Annotated in this window: 20 protein-coding genes and 1 tRNA gene; 9 read left to right on the forward strand and 12 right to left on the reverse strand. The window is 36.9% G+C overall.

The window, feature by feature from the left end:
• Positions 1-37 precede the first annotated feature (37 nt).
• Complete coding sequence (locus ACLCEG_RS09150) at positions 38-2,317, reverse strand: TonB-dependent receptor (RefSeq protein WP_017816573.1); 2,280 nt, start codon at positions 2,315-2,317, stop codon at positions 38-40.
• Between the two features lie 72 nt (positions 2,318-2,389).
• Positions 2,390-2,800 carry a DUF2946 family protein gene (locus ACLCEG_RS09155; RefSeq protein ID WP_031975204.1) on the reverse strand — a complete coding sequence of 137 codons (411 nt, stop codon included), beginning with the start codon at positions 2,798-2,800 and terminating at the stop codon, positions 2,390-2,392.
• 327 nt (positions 2,801-3,127) lie between these two features.
• On the opposite strand from ACLCEG_RS09155, the gene ACLCEG_RS09160 reads away from it, so the two are divergent.
• From ACLCEG_RS09160 to ACLCEG_RS09175, 4 genes are all read left to right on the forward strand, one after another.
• Positions 3,128-3,574: a DUF2946 domain-containing protein gene (locus ACLCEG_RS09160; RefSeq protein ID WP_017816571.1), complete on the forward strand. Its 447-nt coding sequence runs from the start codon at positions 3,128-3,130 to the stop codon at positions 3,572-3,574.
• Positions 3,575-3,731: 157 nt separating this feature from the next.
• Positions 3,732-5,165, forward strand: coding sequence for a cytochrome ubiquinol oxidase subunit I (locus tag ACLCEG_RS09165; protein WP_017816569.1), 1,434 nt, complete (start codon positions 3,732-3,734; stop codon positions 5,163-5,165).
• Positions 5,162-6,166, forward strand: a complete 1,005-nt coding sequence (gene cydB / locus ACLCEG_RS09170) for a cytochrome d ubiquinol oxidase subunit II (RefSeq protein ID WP_410567226.1) — start codon at positions 5,162-5,164, stop codon at positions 6,164-6,166. Before ACLCEG_RS09165 ends, cydB begins: the two co-directional genes overlap by 4 nt.
• A 303-nt stretch (positions 6,167-6,469) precedes the next feature.
• On the forward strand, positions 6,470-8,575 hold the full coding sequence (locus ACLCEG_RS09175) for a TonB-dependent receptor (RefSeq protein WP_017816566.1): 2,106 nt from the start codon (positions 6,470-6,472) through the stop codon (positions 8,573-8,575).
• A gap of 116 nt (positions 8,576-8,691) precedes the next feature.
• On the opposite strand, the gene ACLCEG_RS09180 is transcribed toward ACLCEG_RS09175, so the two are convergent.
• The gene (locus tag ACLCEG_RS09180; RefSeq protein WP_410567229.1) at positions 8,692-9,729 is read right to left on the reverse strand and encodes a DUF932 domain-containing protein; all 1,038 of its coding nucleotides are present in this window, start codon (positions 9,727-9,729) and stop codon (positions 8,692-8,694) included.
• Between the two features lie 867 nt (positions 9,730-10,596).
• Here ACLCEG_RS09180 and ACLCEG_RS09185 point away from each other — a divergent pair.
• Positions 10,597-11,241 (forward strand): DUF805 domain-containing protein, encoded by a 645-nt coding sequence (locus ACLCEG_RS09185; protein ID WP_151763086.1) that lies wholly within the window; start codon positions 10,597-10,599, stop codon positions 11,239-11,241.
• A 79-nt stretch (positions 11,242-11,320) separates the two neighbouring features.
• A complete protein-coding gene (locus ACLCEG_RS09190; RefSeq protein WP_410567231.1) occupies positions 11,321-12,055 on the forward strand; it encodes a hypothetical protein in 735 nt (244 codons plus the stop codon).
• Between the two features lie 496 nt (positions 12,056-12,551).
• On the opposite strand, the gene ACLCEG_RS09195 is transcribed toward ACLCEG_RS09190, so the two are convergent.
• The 7 genes from ACLCEG_RS09195 to ACLCEG_RS09225 form a co-directional block, all read right to left on the reverse strand.
• The gene (locus ACLCEG_RS09195) at positions 12,552-14,366 is read right to left on the reverse strand and encodes a DUF4365 domain-containing protein (RefSeq protein ID WP_410567233.1); all 1,815 of its coding nucleotides are present in this window, start codon (positions 14,364-14,366) and stop codon (positions 12,552-12,554) included.
• A gap of 165 nt (positions 14,367-14,531) precedes the next feature.
• A complete protein-coding gene (locus ACLCEG_RS09200) occupies positions 14,532-14,804 on the reverse strand; it encodes a hypothetical protein (RefSeq protein WP_151763083.1) in 273 nt (90 codons plus the stop codon).
• Between the two features lie 104 nt (positions 14,805-14,908).
• Positions 14,909-15,277, reverse strand: coding sequence for a hypothetical protein (locus tag ACLCEG_RS09205; RefSeq protein WP_151763082.1), 369 nt, complete (start codon positions 15,275-15,277; stop codon positions 14,909-14,911).
• Positions 15,278-15,482: 205 nt separating this feature from the next.
• Positions 15,483-16,358: an inovirus-type Gp2 protein gene (locus ACLCEG_RS09210; protein WP_410567236.1), complete on the reverse strand. Its 876-nt coding sequence runs from the start codon at positions 16,356-16,358 to the stop codon at positions 15,483-15,485.
• A gap of 462 nt (positions 16,359-16,820) precedes the next feature.
• Complete coding sequence (locus ACLCEG_RS09215; protein ID WP_151763080.1) at positions 16,821-17,048, reverse strand: helix-turn-helix transcriptional regulator; 228 nt, start codon at positions 17,046-17,048, stop codon at positions 16,821-16,823.
• Positions 17,049-17,144: 96 nt separating this feature from the next.
• Entirely contained in the window at positions 17,145-19,925 is a 2,781-nt protein-coding gene (locus ACLCEG_RS09220) for a hypothetical protein (protein WP_410567238.1), read from the reverse strand.
• Between the two features lie 661 nt (positions 19,926-20,586).
• A tRNA-Ser gene (locus ACLCEG_RS09225) sits at positions 20,587-20,676 on the reverse strand.
• 351 nt (positions 20,677-21,027) lie between these two features.
• On the opposite strand from ACLCEG_RS09225, the gene greB reads away from it, so the two are divergent.
• From greB to ACLCEG_RS09240, 3 genes are all read left to right on the forward strand, one after another.
• Positions 21,028-21,501, forward strand: coding sequence for a transcription elongation factor GreB (gene greB / locus ACLCEG_RS09230; protein ID WP_004699685.1), 474 nt, complete (start codon positions 21,028-21,030; stop codon positions 21,499-21,501).
• Positions 21,502-21,698: 197 nt separating this feature from the next.
• Complete coding sequence (locus tag ACLCEG_RS09235) at positions 21,699-22,673, forward strand: 3-oxoacyl-[acyl-carrier-protein] synthase III C-terminal domain-containing protein (RefSeq protein WP_410567240.1); 975 nt, start codon at positions 21,699-21,701, stop codon at positions 22,671-22,673.
• Between the two features lie 532 nt (positions 22,674-23,205).
• Positions 23,206-24,318 (forward strand): transglycosylase SLT domain-containing protein, encoded by a 1,113-nt coding sequence (locus ACLCEG_RS09240; RefSeq protein ID WP_004699682.1) that lies wholly within the window; start codon positions 23,206-23,208, stop codon positions 24,316-24,318.
• 91 nt (positions 24,319-24,409) lie between these two features.
• On the opposite strand, the gene ACLCEG_RS09245 is transcribed toward ACLCEG_RS09240, so the two are convergent.
• Both ACLCEG_RS09245 and ttcA read right to left on the reverse strand, forming a co-directional pair.
• Positions 24,410-24,796, reverse strand: coding sequence for an SCP2 sterol-binding domain-containing protein (locus ACLCEG_RS09245; protein WP_004699680.1), 387 nt, complete (start codon positions 24,794-24,796; stop codon positions 24,410-24,412).
• Between the two features lie 208 nt (positions 24,797-25,004).
• Positions 25,005-25,910: a tRNA 2-thiocytidine(32) synthetase TtcA gene (ttcA, locus tag ACLCEG_RS09250; RefSeq protein ID WP_004699678.1), complete on the reverse strand. Its 906-nt coding sequence runs from the start codon at positions 25,908-25,910 to the stop codon at positions 25,005-25,007.
• Between the last annotated feature and the right edge of the window lie 108 nt (positions 25,911-26,018).

Raw genomic sequence — 26,018 nt, forward strand, 5'->3', positions numbered from 1 at the left:
ACGACTCTGAATTCATGAATAGACTGTTTGTTAGCTTTTAAAATTTAAATGTCACGCCAAGCTCAACACTTCTTGGTGCCCCGATATAAATTTGCTTAGATGAATAACCAGAGTATTCGCCATAAAACTTATCGGTTAAATTTCTTCCCCAGAGCGTAAAAGTCATATTTTTTAGATCATACGCAAGTGATGCATCATATGTCGTATAGCCTTTTACGAAATATGTATTAGCAGTATCGGTATAGAAACCACTTGCATGTTTTGCAAAGCCACTCACAGTAATTGGTAATGTTTTAAACTGATAACTCAAAGAAGCATTTGCAACTTTTTCAGGTACATTCACAGGTTGATTTCCTGAACGATTAGCACCACCAGCTTCTATTAATTCTTTGTATTCTGCATCAACCCAAGATAAACCCACATTTGCTTTTAACTGTGAAGTAATTGCAGCAGAAGCTGTAAACTCAGCACCTTTAGAAACTTGCTGTCCACCTTGAACAGTTAAATTAATATTATTCGGGTCACGCGTTAGAATATCGTTTAATTCAATCCAGTATATAGATCCGATCATATCTAACTTGCCATCTAATATACTCGACTTAAATCCAAGCTCAGCTGACTTTCCTTTTGATAAATCAAAATTTCCATTCGCCGTAGAAATAACAAGCAATGATGAAACTGGTGTAACAGCTGTACTATATTGTCCATAAATTTGGGTATTTGGATTTAAATTATAAACTGTACCTAGACGCCAAGAAAAAGGATGAAACGAAGGATTAAATTGCTGCTCGCTGTCCGTGAGTACATTATTAACTGTACGTTCAACATCTAAACGTTCGTATCTTGCGCCCCCAACAATTAGCCAATCTGGTGTAATGTTAAAAGCATCCTCTGCAAAAACGGCCCAGTTTTTAATTTTAGTTGCAAATTTATTGTAACTGGTCCACCCCTCCCAACTATCTGAAGGCATCACTCCGACATTAGGATTGTATGGATCAACAGCTGCTAAGCTACCACTTGGTCGTGGGCTACTAAAATCAGTATAGCTATACTCACTTCCCACGCTGAAACGATTACGATATTTCCCAGCAATTAACTCATCATTCTTCAAGCTAACACGATCGCTCCATACATCATGATCATGACTCCAGCGCTGTACAGTCCTCTTAAATAGACCAGTTTGAGTATCAAAATTTTGTTCAGGCGATAAATAATATTTACGGTCTGCATGATAGTAAGTTGCAATATTATTTAATGCCCATGTAGGCGATAAACGATAGTCTGTTGCCCATGACAATGTCGTGGTATCAGCGCTCAACTCTCCACCGTCTGGATTATAATTTTTATGTCGTGTTGCCTTATCAATCACTAAACCATCAGGATTATCCAAAATATAACTTGGATTTTTTGCAGTTGATGCAGAAACTAAAGGAGATCCATTATAGCTAGACGTTTCTTTATCATGATCAAAATTTGCCGAAAAAATCATAGATAAATTATCATCTGGTTTATACAGCAAGCTTCCCGATGCACCAAACTTTACCGTTTTTTGGTTATCAATATCGAATAAACTATCTGACTTTAAATAGCTTATATCCGAACGTACAGCCAGCTCATCGTTTAAAGGAAGATTACCGCCAATAGCTGCTCTAACCGTATTAAAGCTTCCATAGTTCAGCATACCCTCTAATGTTGACTGTTCTAAATTAGGCTTTTTAGTCACAAGATTGACAGCACCGCCTAAGGCCCCTTCTCCAAATAAAACAGATGATGGGCCTTTTAGTACTTCTATTTTTTCATATTTCCAGACATCTAAATCACGAGTAACAAAAGTAGAAGCACCAATCCGAACACCATCCTGTAAAACAGTATTCGTATTTCCAGAAAAGCCACGCATTGTTAGAACTGCCGGATTACCTGGTACATTTCCAACGGTTGCACCTGTCACATTCCCAAATGCTTCTTTAACTGTTCTTAACCCTTTCTCTTGCATTTCTTTTTGAGTGATTATTTGAACTGTTGCTGGCGTTTCTTGAGAGGTTAATCCTAATCGACTTCCTGTTGTATTCACTTGTTTTAAATGAAGAGATTGAGTATCTAGATCTTTTTGTGCTTCGATAACTAATGTTGGTAATTGCACTGTTTGTTGTAAATCATCTGAGGCAAAAGTAGTGGTTCCAAATAATCCCGAAACCAACAAAGTAAAACCTAGTCGATAAAACAAAGCAGAATTAATCAAAATTGATTTTGATACGTCATGAGGTGAAACAATAAAACAGTTCCCATTTAAGAATGGGTTTAACTTGAATTGAGACATTTCAATTCCTTTTAAGCATAAATTTCCGCTAAGACATCCAATGGATGTCTCAAAACATAAAACATTTGAAATTTAAGCAAATAAAGGAGGTGCTCGCCCTTGTGGCAATAAATATAAGCGCTGTAAAGCAAAATAAATATGCTGAAAATTACGTTCAAATGCCAACATTCGAACATAAAGACGGTCGAAGACTTCTTTAAGACTAAAGTCTAAACCCGTAGTTAAATTGGCAAATACCGTACAGAACGGACATTCATGTCCAATATCATGTTGGTGAGCACTTTGCTCTTTATAAATTTTTTGATCTTCATGCATCATATGATGCCGATCTGAATGATCAGATAAATGATGAGAATTATGTTGTTGAGCAGCAGTTATAGTATTTGAAAAAGCATCGGAAATAGAGACACAGACCAGCGCAATACGGTATTGTGCTGGCAATAATGGTTGTATAAATACAACGGATTGCAGAAACATTGCCATGAGGGCAAGGACTAGAGCAACTCTCAAGATAAGCTTTTTCAATATTGAGACGATGGCAATTTAACACACCCCTTACAATGTAAGCAATTGTTAGTGTTACACCATACTTAGAGGTTTGTCTCACTATAGACACAACGATCTTCTAATAAATCCTAAATAAAAATAAGAAGTTTAATCCGTCCTCCTATTAAAATATTTTGTAGCTCTTCATTTTCAATTGATAGAAAATCTCAACTTATAAAAAATATCAATTATAACTTTGAGATAATCAGATTTTTGTTATAGTAAGGCGCAACCGATTTCCAGAATGAGATCAATTGGGTGTTGATGGTTTTTGGAAGATTGCTAGGATTATATGCAGTCTTGTTACAAATCGCTGTGTTCTTACAGCCATTACTGCCAGAGAAATATCAAATTTCTCCAGTATGTGAGACTATTGCCCAAGCATTGCAACTTCCTCATTCTGTTGCCTCCCCTAGTCACGATCATCATAGTACATCACAGCAGCCGCACAGCATGTCTCATCACATGCAACATGCAGCACACGCTTCCTCATCTGACATTACAGCAAGCCACCATCACCATGATGCAGGACATCAGTGCCAGTACTGTGTGGTATACAGCCATGTTGTACCCTTACCTGACATTGATCTAGAACAAATTCTTATTCGAATTCAGGTAAGGTTTCTTGCTTTTATTGAAAACTATTTTCACGTTTTCTTTCAGCTCCAGCAGCTCTTTCTAATTCCGCAAGGGCGAGCCCCTCCTCTTTGATGATCTTACACTTGAAGCTCAAAACTTTAGTTTTGAAAAATTAATATTTTCAAGAGATTATCACTATGTTTTTTCTTTATTTTCATACTCTTAAAAAGGTAGAAATGACTACAGCTATAAGTCTAGCTCATCAGCAAAAAGAAGATGAGGTGCTCGCATGACTCTGGGTTTAACAGCACTTGAACTGGCAAGAATACAGTTTGCGTTTACCGTATCGTTTCACATTATCTTCCCTGCAATTTCAATTGGACTTGCAAGTTTTTTAGCAGTTTTAGAATGGCGTTGGTTGCGTACAAATAATCCAATCTATCAGGACCTATTTAAATATTGGGTCAAAATCTTCGCTGTTGCCTTTGGGATGGGTGTCGTCTCTGGTGTAGTGATGAGTTATCAATTTGGCACCAATTGGAGCGAGTTTTCCCGCTTTGCAGGAGGCGTTACAGGTCCATTGCTCACTTATGAAGTTCTTAGTGCCTTTTTTCTAGAAGCAGGATTTCTAGGTATTATGCTGTTTGGTTGGGGACGTGTTGGTAAAAAAGCCCATTTCTTTGCCACCCTTATGGTCGCAATTGGCACCTGTATTTCAATGTTCTGGATTTTATCTTCAAACAGTTGGATGCAAACTCCTCAAGGATTCACAATTGAAAATGGCATTATCGTTCCACAAGACTGGTTTGCAATTGTCTTTAATCCGTCTTTCCCTTATCGGCTTGCTCATATGGCAATTGCTGCTTTTATGGTGGCAGCTTTACTTGTAGCAGCTACCACAGCTTGGCATTTACTAAAAGGCCGTCGGGATGAGTTGGTTAAAAAGTCATTTTCAATGGCACTTTGGCTGATTTTAATTTTAGCCCCCTTACAAGTATTCGTTGGTGATGCACATGGTTTAAATACTCTTGAACATCAACCTGCAAAACTTGCAGCTATGGAGGGACATTGGGAGACCAATTATGATGAAGGTATGCCATTGTATTTATTTGGCATTCCTAATATGCAAGAAGAACGTACTAAATATGCAATTGCAATTCCAAATCTAGGAAGCCTTATTCTTACGCACTCAACGAACGGCTCAGTTAAAGGTTTAAAAGACTTCGCACCTGAAGATCGTCCTAATTCAACCGTGGTTTTTTGGAGTTTCCGTATCATGGTTGGTTTAGGCATGTTGATGCTATTACTAGCATTTACAGGAGTATGGTTGAGAAAAACAGGGAAACTGTTTGAAAGTAAATGGTTTCATCGCTTCGCATTATTGATGGGCCCATCTGGTTTTATTGCATTACTTGCAGGTTGGTTTACTACAGAAGTAGGCCGTCAACCATGGGTAGTCTACGGCGTTATGCGTACAAAAGATGCTCTTTCCCCTGTTTCAGCGGAGCAAGTGGGTTTAACTCTGATTATCTTTGTAGTGGTGTATTGCATCGTTTTTGGTATTGGCATTTATTACATGCTAAAACTTATGCTTAAAGGCCCTGAATTTATTTATAGCCAACAAGATGAAATTGGCGGTGTTGGTCATTTTAAAACACCCATGCGCCCACTCAGTGCAGCAGATGAATATCTTGATGATAAAGATCAAGGAGCTTCTTCATGATTGATTTATCTTTAATCTGGATTGTAATTATTGCCATTGGCGTTTTCATTTATGTTGTACTTGATGGTTTTGATCTCGGTATTGGTATTTTGTTTCCATTCATCAAAAATCAGCAAGAACGAGATGTGATGATGAATACCGTTGCGCCTGTCTGGGATGGTAATGAAACATGGATGGTACTTGGTGGTGCTGGCTTGTTTGCAGCATTCCCAATAGTCTATTCCGCAGTTTTATCAGCACTTTATTTACCAATTATATTGATGGTTATTGCATTGATTTTTCGGGGCGTTGCTTTTGAATTTCGTTTCAAAGCAAATCGTAGCAAGCCCTTATGGGATGCAGCATTCATAGGTGGATCAGTATTATCTAGCTTTTTACAAGGTGTGATTCTTGGTGCTTATATTCAGGGTATACATATTGTCGATGGGCGTTATGCAGGTGGTGGTTTAGACTGGTTAACACCATTTTCACTGTTCACAGGTGTAGGTGTGGTCGTTGTTTATGCTGCACTCGGCTGTGGCTGGCTTATCATGAAAACGGATGATGTATTACAAAGCACTATGTATCGTTTAATGCCAAGGCTGATCATAGTACTGTTACTGATTTTTATAGCGGTAAGTATATACACACCTATGGCACATCCAATAATTGCTGAACGTTGGTTTAATCCACCTCAACTTTTATATTTCAGTCCAGTTCCAATTCTAGTAGTGGTTTTCACTTTTTTAACGATTCGAGCTTGTCAAAAACATCAGGAGTCTATGCCTTTTTTATATACCTTGGCATTAGTGTTCTTAGCCTATACAGGTTTTCTGATCAGTATTTTCCCTTGTGTTATTCCACCTTCTATTACGATTTGGGATGCAGCTGCTCCAGCCAATAGTCAACTATTTGCACTGATCGGTGCATTGATTTTAATCCCCATTATCATTATCTACACCATCATGGCATATTGGGTATTTAGGGATAAAGTACGTGTTGGCGATGAGGGTTATCATTAGGAGAAATTCGATGAGATTATCTCAATCACAATGGTTTATTTTACTTTGGCTTATTGGTTTCTTCAGCTTACTTTTTATCGCAATGATATTTAGATTGCTACTGCAATTAGCTTATTAAAGGAAGACCATGCATTAGCATGGTCTTTATTTTTGGCAGGACCCTATAAATAGAAAGTTCTGAAATACGTAAAATAACTAATATTCTTATAAAAAATAATAAAGTAACTTATGATGATTCTCTAGTTTATGGCTATAAATAAACTAGATAAAGTACTTAAAATATTAGTTTAGGATAATAGCAATATGAAAATTCATACATTAACTGCTGCTCTATTCGCTACAGGTAGCATTTTTAATGTAGTTCATGCTGGGGGTACTATATATCCACAACTGGCGCCTATTTATGTAAAAGCAGATCAACTGGATCAATTTGGCCTAACCAATACAGCAACTCAAGGCACGATAACAAAAGAACATTTAGCAAATCGCCCATTATTACGTCCTGCTGAAGTATTAGAAACTATTCCTGGAGTTATCGTTACCCAGCATAGTGGTGATGGTAAAGCAAACCAATACTTTCTACGGGGTTTTAACTTAGATCATGGAACAGACTTTGCGATCTCAGTAGATGGAATTCCTATTAACATGGTTACCCATGCTCATGGACAAGGTTATACCGACTTAAACTTTTTGATTCCTGAACTCATCGACAATTTGACCTATCATAAAGGTGCGACCAATATTACGGATGGTGATTTTGCATCAGCAGGTACGGCAAAAATAAGAACAATATCGGCTGTTGAACAGCCATTTATACAAATGACTTTGGGTTCAAACGAGTACCGTCGAATATTAACGGCAGGCTCAACCGAGTTTGCTGGTGGTACCTTACTTGGCGCCTTTGAAGGGATGAGCAATGATGGCCCTTGGGATTATCCAGAAGATTTAGAAAAGCAAAACTATTTACTCAAATATAGTCGAGGTAACCAGAATAATGGTTGGAATTTTATGTTCAATCATTATAAATCTAACTGGAACTCAACTGATCAAGTTGCACAAAGAGCCGTATCCTCTGACCTAATAGGAAGATATGGCAGCCTCGATCCTAGTGATGGTGGGAAAACCACTCGCACTGCTTTTTCTTTAGAAAAAAATTCGAGTGACGATATTCATCAAACTAAATTAAATTTATACGGTGTCCATTCAAAACTTAATCTATTTTCTAATTTTACTTACTATTTAGTTGATCCAGTTCACGGTGACCAATTTGAACAAGCAGAAAACCGAAAAATATTAGGTGGTTCTATTAATCATAATTGGAATACCAAATGGTTAGATTTAGATATGATCAATACCATAGGAACATCATTCAGATATGACGATATTGATGGCTTAGGCTTATACCAAACAGAAAATCGTCAACGTTTTAATACTATTCGTGAAGATCATGTTAAAGAATTATCTATGGGTGTTTGGGTTCAAAATCAGACCCAATGGATGCCTTGGCTAAAGAGTATTGCTGGCTTAAGAGCAGATTACTTTAATTTTGATGTCCATTCTGATCTAACTGCCAACTCAGGCAAAACAGATGACCATATTTTAAGTCCAAAAATTAGTTTTATTTTTGGTCCATGGGCAAATACAGAATATTATCTCAATTATGGCTATGGCTTTCATAGCAACGATGCCCGTGGAACTACAATTCATCTAAATCCCGACCCAAGAGATGAGGGTTACATGGAACCAATCCAGTCCGTATCTCCTTTAGTCCGTACAAAAAATTTAGAAGTAGGAATACGTGGAGAATGGATATCGAATTTAACAACAACACTCGCCTTCTGGCAGTTAGATTCTGATTCTGAATTAGTATTTGTTGGTGATGCTGGTACAACAGAAGCGAGCCGACCAAGTCGCCGACAAGGAATCGAATTGAGTCATTTCTATAAACCAAATTCTGATTGGCTTATAGATGTTGATATGGCTTGGTCAAAAGCACGTTATAAAGATGATGCTTCTGAGGGTAACTATATTCCTGGAGCAATTAACACCACAGCCTCTACAGGAATTAACTACACTCCTTTACAGCCATGGAGCTTAGGCGTAAGAATGCGGTATTTTGGTCCACGTCCATTAATTGAAGATAATAGTGTTAAGTCCAGCTCTTCAACATTAGTAAATTTACAAGCTACCTATCGATTTAATAAAAATCTTCAAGCGCAAATTGATATCTTGAATCTATTTAACCGCAAGGTAAATGATATTGAATACCTATATGAATCTTGCTTAAAAACAGAACAAATCACCTCCGAGTGTAATGCACTAACTCCTACTAGAGAAGGGATCATTGACAAACATATTCACCCTGCAGAAGATCGTGCTTACCATTTTTCAGTAAAATATTCTTTTTAAGGTCTTAGCTTCCTAAAGTTTTTATAAAGAATATTTTCCAAAAAAAATTGTTTTTTATACGTAAGGAGACTTTTGTCTCCTTATATTAATTTTCTATAGCTTCTGATATTTAGTAATTAAATTAACATGCTTAAAGCTTGCTCCAAACCTCTCTGCTTAATCGTGGCTCCTATTCCAAACCATGCGGAGTTCAATCGATGATCTCGACTCATTGCACGGCGCTCATGATCACAAAATTCCGTGATACTACAAAGCAAACCATATGCTGTATCTTTAGCAGAACTTAATTCTGCTCCTCGTCCCTGCCCATTAAATATTTCCATAGCCTTCGACATCGCTCGACCATTTGGCTCAGATTTGCAGTTTGATTTTTTGTCCATGGATGCTGCTTTAAGGTAATATTGAATAATACTTTCCTCCTGATCTGTAGTACTCATGGTTGTGTTATTAAACACCGCATCGAAATAAGCTGCTGCTTCCTGTTGGGTCACTTTACGCTGGCTCAGTTGCTTCATTTCATACATGTGTTCATCCCATCCACGAACAGAGATCCCCAACTGCTGTTTAATCTTCTCAGCATCGAACTTGGTACTATGTGGAACTTTCACGACTCCCGCATTGGAGTTCTGCCCTTTCAAAGCAATTGCCAAAGTGTTGTTACACACCACACGTATAGAGGTAAATTGCGCCGTTGTTGCGAGTGTGCCATCACATGCCGTTGCCAACAAAATATAGCCATTACTCACATCCTTGCCTTTCAGGGCTGCCGATTGCCCAGTACGAGCCAATGCCCAAAATTTACGTCCACCTTTAAGTACACCCGCTGTTTCCAGCTCAAAACCTGATTGCTCCGTCAAATCACGGTAAAACTCTAAAATCTCTTTAGGTTGTACTTCCTGAAAACGTTGACTTACAACGGATAGCGGTGCATGGGTATCTGAACGATATAAAACACGCTGTTCCTCATACGGCATGATGATGCTTTGCCCACGTTCATTCTTTGCCATATAGCTGACATTGGATGATTCAATCCGCCAATCCATACCCGCCTGCTCGGCCCATACTTCTATAGGTTCGTTTCGTGTCAGTTGATTCCCTAAACCATGCCAAGGGGTTTGACCAACAAAAGCCATTGTTTCTACTAAATGTGCCATAAAGTAACCTCTATATTCACGATAACTAAGATGTAAAAATTGAATTGCTGCATAAAAAAAGGCCTGCGGGGAGCAGGCCAAAACGGGAAGTTTTCTGAAAATGGATTCAATCAGAATGAGTTCATTTAGATGGTATATATCTGAAAGTTTTTTAAATTATTTTTTAGACACACGATGCAACTTTACCGCACAGTAAATTGACGAGATCATTTCCAGAGATTATGATGACGTTGCTGGCCTACATTGCCAGCCGGCTTTGACAGGCTGATCCGAAAAACACTAAGAGATTATTCTCTTAGTGTGTATCCCTGCGTGCCCCCCTCTGCGGTGGAACGAGAGGGGGACGCGTACGCGCGTGCTGGGATTTTTCGGCCAGTCTGTCAACCCTCTTTCGTTCTGCCACCATTAATTATTAAATCATGTCTGGTAGAACTTCTTATCTATATAGGAGTGGTTACCATGACTAATTTCGATTCCTGTTTTAAGACATCTTTCCTTTCTTTTGCTGATCTATTCAATGGCAAAAAACCGTTACGCTCCTGTCCATTGAAAGATAAACCACTCGGCTAATAACAAAACTTTTATACACCAACACAATCAACTTTTATTCTGCTTATGCGTCATGAAGTAGGGATAAATACGCACTGTGAAAATGTTCTGTATACGTTATAGGCGTTGGGGTTTAAAGATTTGTGGCTCTTACTAGTCTCCTTATTTTGTGGGGTAAGAGGAATTCCCCTCTAGAGCTTGGACAGAAAATAAAAGCTGTTTGGTGTTGTGACATGAAGTGATGGTTAAACCAATCTAGGTGAATGTACCTTTCACTTCGATATCAATTTATCCAATACCTAAAACAAGGACATAACAATGAAAGGTAGAATTCTTGATTTTTCAATCCAGACGAATACTGGGATCATTACAGGCGAAGATCATAAACGCTATAGCTTTGTAGGTAGTGAGTGGAAAGAAACTCAAGCACCTGTCCGTGGCTATGAAGTTGATTTTGAGATAAATGCTGAGGGGCAAGCAACAGGGGTTTATCTTGAAATAACAACTAACCCAATTCCTGCCATAGTGAATACACCAACTCAAAGTAACTCTTCATACACAGCTCCCGCTAGTCAAGAAAGTTCACATAAAGCTAAAGAGGCTTTTAGAAAATGGGAACAAGGTGAAGACAACTATCAACAAGCCATATTTACCTGCTTTAAAAAATTTGCAGATTTTAAAGGCCGTGCAAGACGACGTGAGTTCTGGTATTTCGAATTATTCTGTGTGCTATTAAGCCTACTTTTAAGCTTCATGAATGAAGACTTAGCCACACTCGCTATGCTAATTACATTGATTCCGAATATTGCTGTCAATGTAAGACGGCTACATGACATTGATCGTTCCGGTTGGTGGATGTTAATTGCCTTAGTACCCATTGTAGGCGTTCTACTACTGCTGTTTTGGGCTGCCCAAGAAGGTAATCCATCAGCAAATCAATATGGCGAATCACCCAAAGCATAAGTAATCAAGCCATTCCATGACACATCAATAACAACCATCACTTCTTCATTTAATGGAAGTACACATTTTAGGAAACACCATGAATAATAAAATCATTCTTACTTTGCTTGTAAGTTGTTTAATGCAAGCTTGCACTAAAAATGAATCGACAGAAAAAGCCTCTTCAAATACTGCTCAAACTGAAACAGTTAAAGCCAATTCAACTGATTCACAACAGTTCATTGAACAAGGCAAAAATGACATTGCCACCTATGGTAAAGAAACTTTACAGTACCTACTTGATCAAAAATATCCTGATAGTTATACGGCCTTTACGGTTGATAATGTCAGATTCCTACGCCAGCAATCTCCTGATCTTTTTCTTTACACATGGAACATTCGATTCTTAGACAATCAGTCAGATGATGTTTATGGCTGTGACAACCAACAACTTTCATGGAACAAAAAAACCAAAGATATTGAATCTACGTTAAATGACGAGTGCTTTAACATCATTGAGCGTGGCAATCATTCTCAAAACCAAAATGAGACAACTTCCAATGTACCAGAAACCTCACCTGTAAAAGTTGTAGTGGAAGAAAACCCATACCACTCTTTCATGTCAATCATTAAAGTTCAATCACTGGTAGATGATGTCTCTGTTTCAAATGTCACGGTCAACCGTGGTAATTGCCCTTTATACCAAAAAATAACTACGCCAAGACGACTAGGTTTCGGGCAAACAATGTCCGTAGATACGAACAATTGTGGTCGTGCAAAGATTATTGAAATAGTCGTTTCCACAGATCAAGGAGACTGGAAGTTCGGCTCATAAACATAAGGTATAAATAAACATCATGGGAGGTAAAACCTCCCTAGTGTTATATGTTGCTTTAACCGCTTTCAAACACTATGAAAATCTCATAGAATCAAGACTCCAATAAACTTGCAGAAGGAGTACCGTATGCAAACGTTTTTGGAGATTACTGAGAAGTAGATAACAGGTATCATCACATCACGGGATAGCCCATTAAATTAAGATGTCCGATATACTGCCTATACAATACTTCAAAGTCCTCTAGTACATAAATCCAAAAGATTAGCTCCAAATAGGCAATGGTTCTATTTCTGTGACAAATCAGGTAATGGTACTAACACTTAAATCAGTAAGTGGAACGCTCATATGTATTTGGAGTATAGGCACCGTTTAAGCATTTACATAAAGCGCTTCACACAATTTAAAGTGACCAACCATGGTGGAAAATCATTTTTTTAATCACGTCAATGAAAGTATTCTGTTGAATCAGAAAATTGGACTTCATCATTGAATATCAAAAAGCTCTAAACTTACCCAAAAGCGCTTTATGATTACTCGCCTCTTCATGATGCCACTTTAGGCTCCACTTCCAATCATTTTGTCTCAACGTGCAATCGCTACATTGATTACAATGCTGCTGCTTAAATCCCTGCAAGAAATCATGCTCACTATCTTGATCATAAGCTTCAGTTAATGACCACCCGCCTCTAGCATAATGATGCTTCAAACACACCAAAGTAATCATTCCTAAAGAGTGCATTCCTAACTGTTGAGCAATCATGCCCGCAGGGTTGTAATGTACAAATAAGTTTTCACAATTCTTCATTACATCAGTTGGATCATAGTTTTGAAGCCCTATTTTTACAAACTGGCCTGCTTTATTTTCCGAATCATCAGGGTCCATCCCTAAGCTCTTAGCTAAATTTTTGAAGAAGGCTTTTTGTTCTTCAGGACTTGATTCATAAAAACCCTGCTCTGCATGTAACTCTTCAACATGCACTTCGATTTTATCCAACATCTCTTTCGCATCTGGAAAGTGCTTAAGCACAAGTGCTCTCATTGAAGTCAACTTAGTTCGATCTTCATAAACCTCATTAATATATAAAAAATAAAGCTTTCCTAACTTCTGGTAGTCAGCACATAAAGATACATAAGCTATAACCGTCTCGACACTTTGAGAGAGCCACTCCTCAAGAAACTCTATAGACTGTTTTGAACCACGCGCAGAATGAACTGTTTTAAATAAATAAAGTAATCGAGCTAACTCAACAAATAACATTGCAAGTACATCAAATTGACTTTGGCTTATTAACTTATTACAAAGAACAATGATCTTCTGAAGTTCTCGACACACATCAATATATAATTGATGCGTCTGCCCATCTATAAGCATATATTCGATACTTTTCCTATCAAAATTCGCATTTGAAAAATGTAAAGCATGGAGTTGCTCCAGCTTGATTCTAAATAACTCTATACGCAACTTACCTATCGCAGTAGTTCCATATATCTTATTACGTACCTCTCTCGCTATTTGAACTAGCATCTCCTTAATTATTAGACGCTCTTTGACTTGTTCATGCTTAATTTCTGTATATGGAGCAGACTCGAACGCTTCAGCATAATAAGCTAAAGCCACGAATTTATCCTTTGGAGGGACCAATGGTGACTGTACTATCTGGGTAGCTTGCTCATAAACCGCTTTAAACTCTTTCTGTAGAAGAAGTCGATTGAGTTTTACATGATGAGCTTTAAAAAATGCATCACCAATGTCATGAATACACTTATCAATTTCATCAGGTCTAACAACTAAATAGTTCGAAACAGCTTTTTTAATTCCTCTTATAGACAGATAATCCCAACAATGCTTGACTGCTTCGATTAGCTTTAGAAATGAATCATTATCTTTTCGAATGAGCTCATTTTGTATAGGCAGATGTACACTTTTGTTCTCATCACTTGTAGTTTCTATCTGCTCTCGAATTTTTTCACTGTCGGTAATAGATACCCAGAACACCTTTTCCAAAGTAACATCAACAACTACCAATACTACTGGTATATTGAATGATAAATAGTATTTAAGTCTTTCAACCTTAATACTGTGAGACACAAATTGCCCATCATTGATATATGAACAATTCTCCTCTCCTTTTACTTGGATTTTAAAAACGTTGTCTTCGCCGAGAGCCTTACCCAGCGTATCTTTTATTTCAACCTCATAGTCAATACCATGGTCATCTTGATCTTCTTGGCTGCGAGCGATCCAATGCGCGGGTAATTTATATTCAAAAATACGTCCCGCTTCTTTTCCAATTTCACCAGCATTCATTTCACAGCCTCATATCTTTTGCTAAAACAGTATAACAACTGAATGCCTTCCCATTGACCATTTTATTTATTTCAAATCCATCTTTTAAGCTATGTTCACTACTACTAGACTGGTAAAGTTTTACCAGTCAGCAATGAACTTATAAGAGCATAGTTTTTAAACTTTTTAATAGAAAGTATGTCCACAACCCTGACACTGGAAATGAGATTGCACTGACGAGGTTGAAGCAGAACCAAATATTGAACCTAGCAAACCACCCACTACGGCTCCTGCGATTCCCCCCACTAAAGGTGAAATAGGCAAGCTCTTGGATAATGCAGCCCCCATCGTGGCAAACGAAGCTGACGATGCCAAACTTTGATTCCCTGCCTGTGAAGCGTTATTTTGCACTACACGGATGACATGTTCTGAATGGCAGTTTGGGCAAGTAATGTTCATAATATATACCTCTGAAATAGAAAGGGCTTACCAATATGGCAAGCCCTTGAAAACGACATGTTCTCATTCAGATGATATATATGTGAAAAATAGTCAAATAAGATTTAAAGTTTAAGTTTTTCTTTAAGGTTAGATATATTTTTACCTACGATTGAAGTTATGCTAAGTAAAGTTTCAAAACAAGGTAAAAAACCAGCCATTTTTGTCTTCGCATACGAAGCAGTTATAAACATAATCCGCTCACTTATAGCTTCAACAAACCGTTCTAGAACAGACAATTTCGCTTCTACCCAAACATCTCCATATTTGGTATTTGATTTATACAACAAATGAGCTAGCCCTAGCAAATCCTCTGTAAACTCTACAGAACATTGCTTTAGTTGAATTAGTTGCGCGTCTAAATCATCTTCAAACTCTTTAATATAACTCTTTAACTGAATAAAATTACTTTCTAATTCATTCAATTTCGACATGGTTATGACTCCTATATTTAACTTATGGGGTGTTACATAAGAGACGGGTTTTAGGTATAAAAAAACTAAATTGAAGAGTTCTAGAACTACAAGGTTAAGCCAAGTCCTATGCTTGACCTAGCCTTAGAGATAATCACTATCTAACAAACTCATTGAAGAGAAGATGTTTCTCATCTAGATGGTACATATCTGTGCAGGATTCCAATTAACGCTGTGACATGCCAAAGGTACGCATCTTCCTCGTTGTTTTTACTCGGAGGTATTGCTCTTTCTCAGGTCGTGCTAAATAGGACAAGGTTGAACACATTTTTTGTACTTGATAATCAACCTCGCTATAGATAATGCCAACCCCTAAAGTATCTTGCTCCTCATATTGCTTTAAGTACCTACGATCATGGCAATTAAAGTAACTTCCATCATCCCCTGTAACATCTTCCCACAACTCCCCCACAGCCTTAGCAATACTCCATGCACTCGTGCGCTTACGCTCATTAAAGATCAATGCAACATGGCAATGGTATCCTTTCTTTTCTCCCTGCTCTAAAGCCCATACCAGTAACAATACATCTCCATATTCAGATCGCTTGATCTTTCTCCGAAGCGTTTCTAAATCATTATCCACCTGTTCAATATCTGGGCTTACTGCATAGGATAAATCCACCCGTACCACCAGCACAGCAGAATAGCTTTTCAATATTTCTTTAAGTCGGTTATCAAGCTTGGCAGCATTTAATTTTTCGTTATGACGATGTTGGCGTAATTCATTCAGGTGATCGGCTCTAGCTTGATTGAAATAAGCTTGCCAGTCTTTAAAGGTTGTTCGCTTCAAGCGTTTGCAAAGTGATGATGAAGTTTCATATTGCAGGTCGTAGTCATGGAGCAAACAACAAAAGAGATCGATTAAACAGGTATAGCTAAAGTCAGGGTTATAAACTTGATCAAAGTCTACGAGAAGGTCTGTGAAGGTTTCATAAAATGATCTTGGCTGTTTTGAAGCGTCAAGACTGGTTAAGACAAATCTTTCAATTTCGATCAGTAATGATGCTTCATTGATTTCATTTTGGTTTAGGCTTACGTTCATGTTCACTTACCTGTAGTTATTTAGGACTACATGAAGTGGCTATGGTGTTATTAATTACCTAAAGGTTTTAAGATCATGGTGAAGTGATATGGTTATTTAATAAGGTGAGAGGTTGATAGGTTTTAAGTAGATAGATAATAGGGTTATGGATATAGGCTATGATTTAGAGATTGGATATTAAATATGTTGGTATGTATTAACTAGAATGTATTGGTGGTATTAACTAAGTCATTACACCTAATCTATACCAGATATATGCAATATGATTTTTCCCGATATGATCGATATGTTCATATACCCATAAATGATGTAGTGGTAGCTTTTCCTCTATGATGAGTTGCTTACTTCATGTCAAGTTATCCGATGCTAAAATATACGTTGTATGAATATGAGAGACGAAACAAGCTTATTAAATATAGCTTGAAGAGCATAAAAATTAAGGGAGCCTAAGCTCCCATATCTTCAGCGATTCTTCAACTTGCTCTCAATCCACTGATGGACTTCTAAAGCAGACCAACCAACCCGACCAGTTGTTAAATGTACTGGCTTTGGAAACGTAGGGTCATAACAGTTCATTTTAGAGTTTATAAGTTTGTAAATAGTGGCTCGGCTAATACCTGTAAAGAACACAACTTGCTTTAAACTGATAATTTGATGCATGGTAAAGGTTTCACCAACAAATGTATTCATTCTGAACTCTCCTCAATGATTAGACTGAGCTGATTTCGCTCGAATAATCAGGGAGTTCTGTAAATTAATATCAAGATTTCAGTTTCAGGCTCAATACTATTTTCCCTCTTCATTTCTTTCTAAGATGTCATAATTAGTGTTCTCTAATGTATCAAGAACCTGTTGAGTGAATTTAGATCTCAATTCTTCCATGGAAACAACTTGTTCCTTGTTATCAACCTGTTCTTCATCAATACTCGTAGCTTCTTCAATCTTTGACTGAGCTAAAGTAGTTGCCTGTTTAGGTTTTAAAGGCTTACTTTTTTTAGAAGTCACATGCCCTTTCAAAAACTGATCCATGCTTCTACTCCTATGGCCTTCGTCACTCGAGGTAAGATTCTCTAGTATGTCTGATTTCCATTTGCACAATAGTCCATGCCCCGAATAAAAATCAGCAAGCTCAGATTTGAAAGATCGTAATGTTTTACTGTCGTGATGCTTGATGTGTATCAAATCTGCCGATCTAGGTAATGATGTAATCATATCCCTTTGACTAACTCTGAGATTCTCATCTTTAAACACTTTAAGATATAATTGTTGTACCGTTGATGCTTTTTTTCTTTCATCGATCTTCAACTCTTTTATGGAAAGGTACTTCCGCCAGTATTCAATTACTTTTGCTCTAGTTTGCTTAATGCATTCTTTATTTTTTTGTTCATCATAATCGGATAAGGTCTGGGCACTAAAAATCAATGTAATATCAGCATTCAACACTTTGTCTATAAATATGCGTGTACCAATGTAAGCAACTAGACTCTCGCCACTTATTTTTCTGGTACGCTTCAGATTTTTTAAAAAATCCGTGAGCAACGTATTAAATGCAGTAATGTTGTCCTCTGCGGTAAATGCTTTATTCGGATGATAGGAAAACACCAACCGAAAAGCAAACACATCTTGGATGATTGCTTTGTTTAAATAGTCCTTTGCTTTAGCTTGATTGCGTTTGACACTGACAGCGTCCTCTTTTTCAATTTCATAAAAGGATGACCTTTCTTTTAGACCACCAACTCGGTAATGCTCTAAATCTTTGAAACGGTCTAGGCAAGATTTCAAATCAGCTATTCCATCCCTATTGATTTGAAAACCCCATGGATTCTTTATAAACAGTTGTAGAAAAAGTCTTACTCGCCATCCAACAAAAGCTAGGTCTGCTATTTGTTCTTTTAAGCTAAGACCAAGTTGCTTTAACTGCTTTCCAATATGCAAATACTGTTTTGCTTGCTGTGATAAACATTTCAATGGAGATTTTTCAATCTGACTTTGTGGCAAATATTCTTCAATCAATGCCTGAACTGGGTTGTGCTGGATCAATCGCATGAAATGCTCAATAGACACTAATAACTGAACAAAGTTCTCTTTCTCTCTCCACTCTATAGGCATCTTCTTTTTATATTGTGAATAAAGTAAGGCTAACAACTTTAAGTCGTCCTTGGCCTGTTCCGGTAAGTTATAGTTTTTCCAAATCTGCTTACTTTCAGCACTGAAGTCCAAATCAATAAAATCATCAATTCCTTCAATGTCCGTTTTGGTCTGATGTCGCCGATGACTGACACTCTGATTATTAACAGAAGGTCCTTCTCTAAAAAAAACAGAATATTCATAATGCCTATCCACATAAGGACTATCAGCTATGCATAAGAGATTAGGCTTAAGGAAATAATCAACACAATATAAGTAGCCAAGTACCCAATATTCAAATGCCTTTCTTTCTGACTTAGAACGCGCCTTAATGACATCTTTGTATTCAGAATCCAATGAATGAAACAAACACCCCAAATCTTGTACACCAACTTTAAATGGCTGAGTATTCCAATAAGAATGACCAGCCATCTGTAATTCTAATTCTTGTTGAATACTAGCTCGCACCCTTCCTGTATCCAAAGGATCATGACCTTTAAACAATAGTACCCACTGCAAAACTAGGCTTGAATTGATTCCCATCTCAATACGCGAATACTTAGCAAGCAACCCATACCTTTCTATCAATAGGTTAAAACAGCCTGATAATTCGCTTCGCTTCCTATCCAAAGCACGCCACTTTTCCCCAATTGTAGCCTCTTGTGGCGTCAAGGTGATCTCAAAACACATCACACGTAAAGACTTGTGTCTTGCTAGAAACTCGTTAAATTGTCTTAGCCCTTCATCAAATTGCTTATAAACATCCTGAGTTAACCTTTCAGTAAGAGGTGCTACTGCTACACGATCAGTCTTTTCAATATTTTCCGATTCAGCAAGTTTTTGTTGTTGGCTTATTTCATCTGACTCAGACGGATTTTCTATTACCAGCCCCGTAGTCGAAGTTGTTGGCTCAATCTGCCCTACATGTAATCTACCCAAATATATCTCGAAGAAATCAAAAATAGCTTCATGGGGAAATGTTTTAACTTGCCACCCACCCCCCTTTTTCCAAAAATGAGAATCAGGATACCTCTTAAGGTACGCAATATAGGCTTGTACATTCTTACTAAAAAAGTGCGTTTGCTGCGCATATTTAATTAGGTCACGCTCAACACGCAACTCTTCATAGAACTTTATGATCTGATTTAATCTTTGTTGATCACCATGTTCTAGCGCAATCAAAAAATCATCCCGTGTAGGATAGGCTCTGTTGTAAACCAAACCAAGCTGACGTTCCAGATTTTCCAATAGACATATTGTCTCGTAAAAGATGCCCTCATAAATCTCGTTGCCACAACCTTTATATCTTGCCCATCTGTGGTCATGTCTTTTTTTCAAGAGACGGAAAATATCTTCGTTGCTAATCACATTCACACCTGAATCGTAACTTACAGGTTGATTATCAGCGTGTTTTGGCCTGTCAGTATGCACATCACCCACCTATTCATTCAATACAATTAACTCATCTGTAAAATAAAACATGCTAGTCTTTAAAAAGTACATGCATAAACACCTACTATAATAGTATAAGCAACGTATTTAAAAGCGACCAGACCCAAACCCACCAAAAATAATGATTAAAATTCCAAGAAATTTGCAAGTCAAATCCAATGAAATTACAAATCAAATCCAATAATTTAAAGCTATTATTCCAAATAATAAAATATGGTTTCATGGAAATAGATTTTTAATAACAGGTCTGATGCAGTAACACAGCTTCTCCTACCCATGAGACGCGACAATGCCTTCCATAGATGGTGTAATTGCTTAGAATGAGCAGAAAAATGAATTTGTGATTCAACAACGTGACTTTTGAAATTCCCTCAGCATTAGAGGAATTTAGATCCGCGATATAAATTTTATACAAACATGGATTTAAAGGTACTATCCAACCTACTCAAAAAAGAGCATTACGAAGAGAGAGTTTGACGTAGGGGTAAGAGTTTAAGACCGCACTCAGAAGAGCATACGCATTTCTATATCAGTCTAATAATGTATCAACAAGGATTAATGCATCTACATTTTGATGTGGGGTATTTTGAGGGGTAAAAGCATAGATAAAAAATAAGCCCTTGTAAAAACAAGGGCTTATTCAGAATTTTGGCGGAAGCGGTGAGATTCGAACTCACGGAGGACTCACACCCTCGTCGGTTTTCAAGACCGGTGCATTAAACCGCTCTGCCACGCTTCCAACGAGCGCTATAATATAAATAAAAAGCCAACTTGGCAAACCTTTTTATTTAAGTTTTTATCTGAACGCTCAAAATAAAAACAAAAAACCTTTAATTTTGAGTTTTTATCTACCTCTTACTACTTTTATGCCTAAACTTATTTTTATTTGGGAAGTGTTAATTGTCTTTAACTATCCTTCATGCTTCACATAACTATATGATACTGGTCTATCTTTTTGATAACATAGTCACAAAGATAAAAAAGCTTTACGCTTTACTCAGGGTATTCTCCCCTTTTCAATTACAGATAAGTTTTAAATTCCTGATGTGGTTTCTAACGAAACTATCTATATGAAGAAAGTTTGAGCTATATGACGAACCGCAAACTATTAACGGCTGAAGGCTATCAACGATTGCAAGATGAGCTAAATGATCTTGTAAGAAAAGAACGCCCCGAAATTACCAAAATTGTGTCATGGGCAGCCAGTCTTGGCGATCGCTCAGAAAATGCAGATTATCACTACAACAAAAGAAAGCTACGTGAAATTGATCGTAGGATTAGATACCTCACCAAACTTTTTGAAGTTGCCCAAAAAGTAGAATATCGGCCGGAACAAGATGGTAAAGCCTATTTTGGAGCTTGGGTTGAGTTAGAAAATGATGAAGGCGAAACTACTAAATTCCGTATTGTCGGCGATGAAGAAATTTATGGTCGCAAAGACTATATTTCTTTGCAGTCACCTATGGCAAAAGCTTGTTTAGGTAAAGCCGTAGATGATGAAATACAAGTTCAAACACCTAAAGGTAAAATGATTTGGTACATAACAAAAATAAGTTATCAGTAATTAATTCAGAGTATTCAGTTTATTTTTTATTACAATCCCAATTATAATATTAAAAATATATTAACATCCAAATTTATACATATTACTTTATATAAAATTAGAAATCATTAAATTTAAAAAAAGTAGATAAAATGCCATCGATAATTGATCAAAATTAAAACACAATTATATTTTTATATAAAAAGAGATTATTAATCATGAAAGGTATAAAAATTTCTGCAATATCTACTTATCATCCAAGAACAATTAGAAATAATGAATATTTTTTAAATAAATTTGAAGATAAAGACAGTTTAAATAGAATTTTTGAAAAAGTAGGAAGAAATAAAAGACATGTCATTATTAATGATGAAGAAAATGCGCTCACAATGGCAGTTAATGCATCAAAACAATTATTAAAAGATTATAACATTTCACATGACAGCATTGATATTATTATATTTTCTTCTACAACATTAGAATATCTATCTCCAACTAATGCTTTACTGATTCATTCAGAATTAAATATTAAAACTGACTGTATATGCTTTGATATAAATGCTAATTGTTTAGGAATGTTCGTTGCTCTTGAACAAGCATCCGTTTTGCTCGCATCAAAAGAGAGTTATAAAGGCGCACTGGTGATTGGGTCTGATCATCTAACAATGCTTGGAGATGAAAAACAGGTGATTCCTTCAACAATTGTCGGAGATGCAGCAGCAGCAATAATACTAGAAAAAAATACCGATGATTCGGGCATTATTGACAGGATGTACCAAACAGATAGTAGTTTTTGTAAAACTATTGTTTTTCCTCCTCATGGCCTAACGAATTATCACAGTAAGGAACAAAAAATTCATTGGGCACCATTTACTGGTTTGGAAAGTGTGGAATTCGCGGCAGATGCACTAGATAAATTATTGAAGAAAAATAATTTAAACATTGAAGATATATCTTGTTTTTTACTATCCCAATTTACGAAGTCGAATATTGATATTCTTCAAGATAAAATCAATATTCCCTCTGAAAAAATTGAATACATTGGAGATCAATATGGATATACAGGAGTAAGTAGTTTTTTTATTGCCTACAAAAAACGGTTAGAAAAATCACTTATAAATAAAGGTGATATTATTGTTTTTTGGTCTTTAGGAGCAGGTTATCAGACCGGTGTAATGCTATGGAAGATTTAATAAGATATAACTGATAAAGTTATTACTTTAGCTAAAAGATACTTTTTCTAATGGTATCTTTTAGCTTTAATTTAAATGTAAACAAATTAAATAGAACTAAAAATCACTAAATTATTTTATTTTTTCAGTTATTTAAGCTATATCAGTTACCTAGTATATAAATCAAATTTCACGTTGTAATAACATGATGGCTACAAAATGTAGCATTTCATACCCGATTTTCTCACACCATAAGTGTATAAATTTTCTTCCTTAATAAATTCATGGTGTTATGTTGATATATCCGATATTTAATTGTTCAAAATTTGACAAATTTTTTTTTGAATATTATGATGCGCGCATCTTAAATGTTGAGTATTTTTTAACCTAATCTAAAACTATGTAGATTTTCTACACAGTCTGTTTTTTTCATTTCATGTCATTTTGAATGACGTCATGACTGCCCACCCCTTATTGAATTTATCAACTTTTAGAAGTTATGGCAGCTTTTTGTCTGGCTTTTAGGGCATAAATTATCTGTAGCGGAGACAACATGCACAGTAATTCAAGTTCTGGGTCGAGGCTTTGCCTTAACTCTTTATTTTCTTCTCTCCCATTGAAAGTCCTTGCACTCAGCACTATGTTTTTTCCCTTTCATAGTATTAATGCAGGAAAAACCCTACAGTATAATACTGTAGTTAACACAAACACATTAACTGTAGTTGCTGTAGAAAGCCCGACTACTGTTTTTAAAGAAGATCAATTTTTGCATGGCTTTGGTTATGACCTCGCTCGTAACTATGCACAAAGCTTAAATGTAAAATTGGACTTCAAAATCGTTGCAGATAATGCTACTGCACTCAAATGGGTCCAGCAAGGTAAAGCAAATCTTGCCATGACGACCGCAGGCTTAAGCTCAATCGAGAGCAAAGGTTTAATGTCTTTTTCTGCAAGTTGTGGTGATATCGTAAATTTGCAAAAAAATGGATTAAATCCTGATTTAAGCTGGGTGTTTAAACAAGCAGATGATCCTCTTACACAAACTGCCAGTGGTTTTGTTTGTCAAAGCAAGCAAAATGGTCTGACTCAACAACTGGCTTCATTTTATAACCGTAACGTTGTAAAACCTGAGTCTTGGTCTACGATTCAACGTGATTTAAGTACACGTCTGCCCATTTACAAAGCTAGCTTCAAACAAAGCGCAGCGAAGTATGATTTAGATTGGCATTTGCTTGCAGCAATGAGCTATCAAGAGTCATATCTCAAGCCAGAGTCTGTTTCACCAACAGGCGTACGTGGATTAATGATGTTAACCAACAGTACAGCTCGGGCAATGGGTGTAAGTAACCGTAGCGATCCAGCGCAAAGCATTCAGGGCGGTGCGAAATATTATGATCTCATGTTAAGTGAGTATGATGATATTCCTTTCCCAGATCGTAACTGGTATGCCCTTGTGGCTTACAATATGGGTCCGGGTGCAGTCAACCAAATCCAGAAACGCTTACAGACTCAAGGAAAAGATCCAAACCAGTGGGTTAACCTCTATGAGTACTTACAGCGTAATCAAATGCGAAATGGTCGGTACAAACAAGCGGTACAGTATGTGACCCGTATTCGTGCTTATCTTGAGCATATTAAAACGGCACAACCTCGAATCAATATCTAATTTTTATTATTTAAAAGTTGATAAATTCAGTGTTTGTACAAATAAAAAGCTTACCTCTTGGGGTAAGCTTTTTATTTGAATTCTTTTTAACTTAAGCTGTTGTTTGTTCTAATACTTTTTTGAACAAATCTTTTTGTTCTTGGCTTGGTTTAGCTGTTTGCAAAGCCATTAACTGAGACATATCGCCTTGAACTTTAATTTTACCAGTCATAAATGCTTGCATAGCTGCAGCCATATCAAACTCTAAGAATACTTTACGTAAAGTTTCAGCATCCATATTTAAAGTTGTTTTGGCATTTGAAGACAAACCTTTTTGGATTTTACCCCCATCTAAAGCTAATTCGGTATTTCCAGAAGCATCTGTAACTACTAAATTAATTGCCAAATTCGCAAGAGCTGGTGGCAAATTAAGATCACCTGCTTCAGCAGTTAATTTTTCGACAGTCGCAAACCAATCATCAGTTAAAAATGCAGGCATGATTCTTCCTCAAATTTATTTGTTCAATTTCTCTAGTTAGTTGTCTATCCAGACAACATCATATGAAGCACTTCTGCTTGTGCGTTGTTATAGCATGTAATTTTAAGGTTGGGCTATGACTTTTTGTACGGAACATTCATTTTTTAGTGTTTTGATACATTAAAGGCACTTGTTTATAAAGTGCCTTTAATTGACTTGTTTAAATATTTTATTCAGCAGCGAAACTTAAATTCACTACATCTAAACGATTTTTAAGTTCTTCAGGGTCTTTAAAATCGATCTCACGCTGAGAATCCAGCGCTTCAAAATCAAACAACTCACGGTCAGCTAACTGAGACGGAGAAACGTTTTGTAAAGCACCAAAAATACTGTGTAAGCGTTTCGGATATTGCTTATCCCACTCACGTAGCATTTCATTAAGCATGGCACGTTGTAAGTTCTCTTGTGAACCACAAAGGTTACACGGAATAATTGGGAACTTACGTAATTCGGCATATTTGATAATGTCTTTTTCTTCAACATAGGCCAAAGGACGAATCAAAATATTTTTCTTATCTGACGATAAAAGCTTAGGTGGCATTGCCTTTAAGCTACCGCCATGGAATAAGTTCAAGAAGAAAGTTGCAATGATGTCATCACGGTGATGGCCTAGCGCAACTTTGGTGGCACCAATTTCTTGAGCGAAGCCGTATAGCGAACCACGGCGCAAACGTGAACACACTGCACAGTATGTTTTACCTTCAGGTGTTAAACGCTTGGTAATGGTATAAGTGTCTTTTTCCAAAATGTAATATGGAATGTTATTTTCTTCCATATAACGTGGTAAGACATCTTCTGGAAAACCCGGCTGCTTTTGGTCAAGGTTAACCGCAACAATGTCAAAATTGATCGGTGCAACACGTTTGAACTGCAACAAAATGTCGAGCAAGGTATAACTGTCTTTACCACCAGACACACACACCATGACCTTGTCACCATCTTCAATCATATTGAAGTCACGAATGGCATGCCCAACTTGACGGCGAAGCTTCTTAAGCAAACGATAATAAACCGAGCTTGTTGGAAGTTCAGGCTTAAAATTAAATCCTTCGTTGGACTCAACTGGCGCGTACATAGACGAGATATACCCATAAATAAAAATACCGCGCAATTTTATATGATTCGGACGGGAATCGCATCAAAAGAATAGTTTCAATTCTTGAAGTCGTCATAATGCTCGGGC

This window comes from Acinetobacter sp. H1(2024), from assembly GCF_046557555.1.
In the GTDB taxonomy this organism is placed as follows: Bacteria; Pseudomonadota; Gammaproteobacteria; order Pseudomonadales; family Moraxellaceae; genus Acinetobacter; species Acinetobacter seifertii.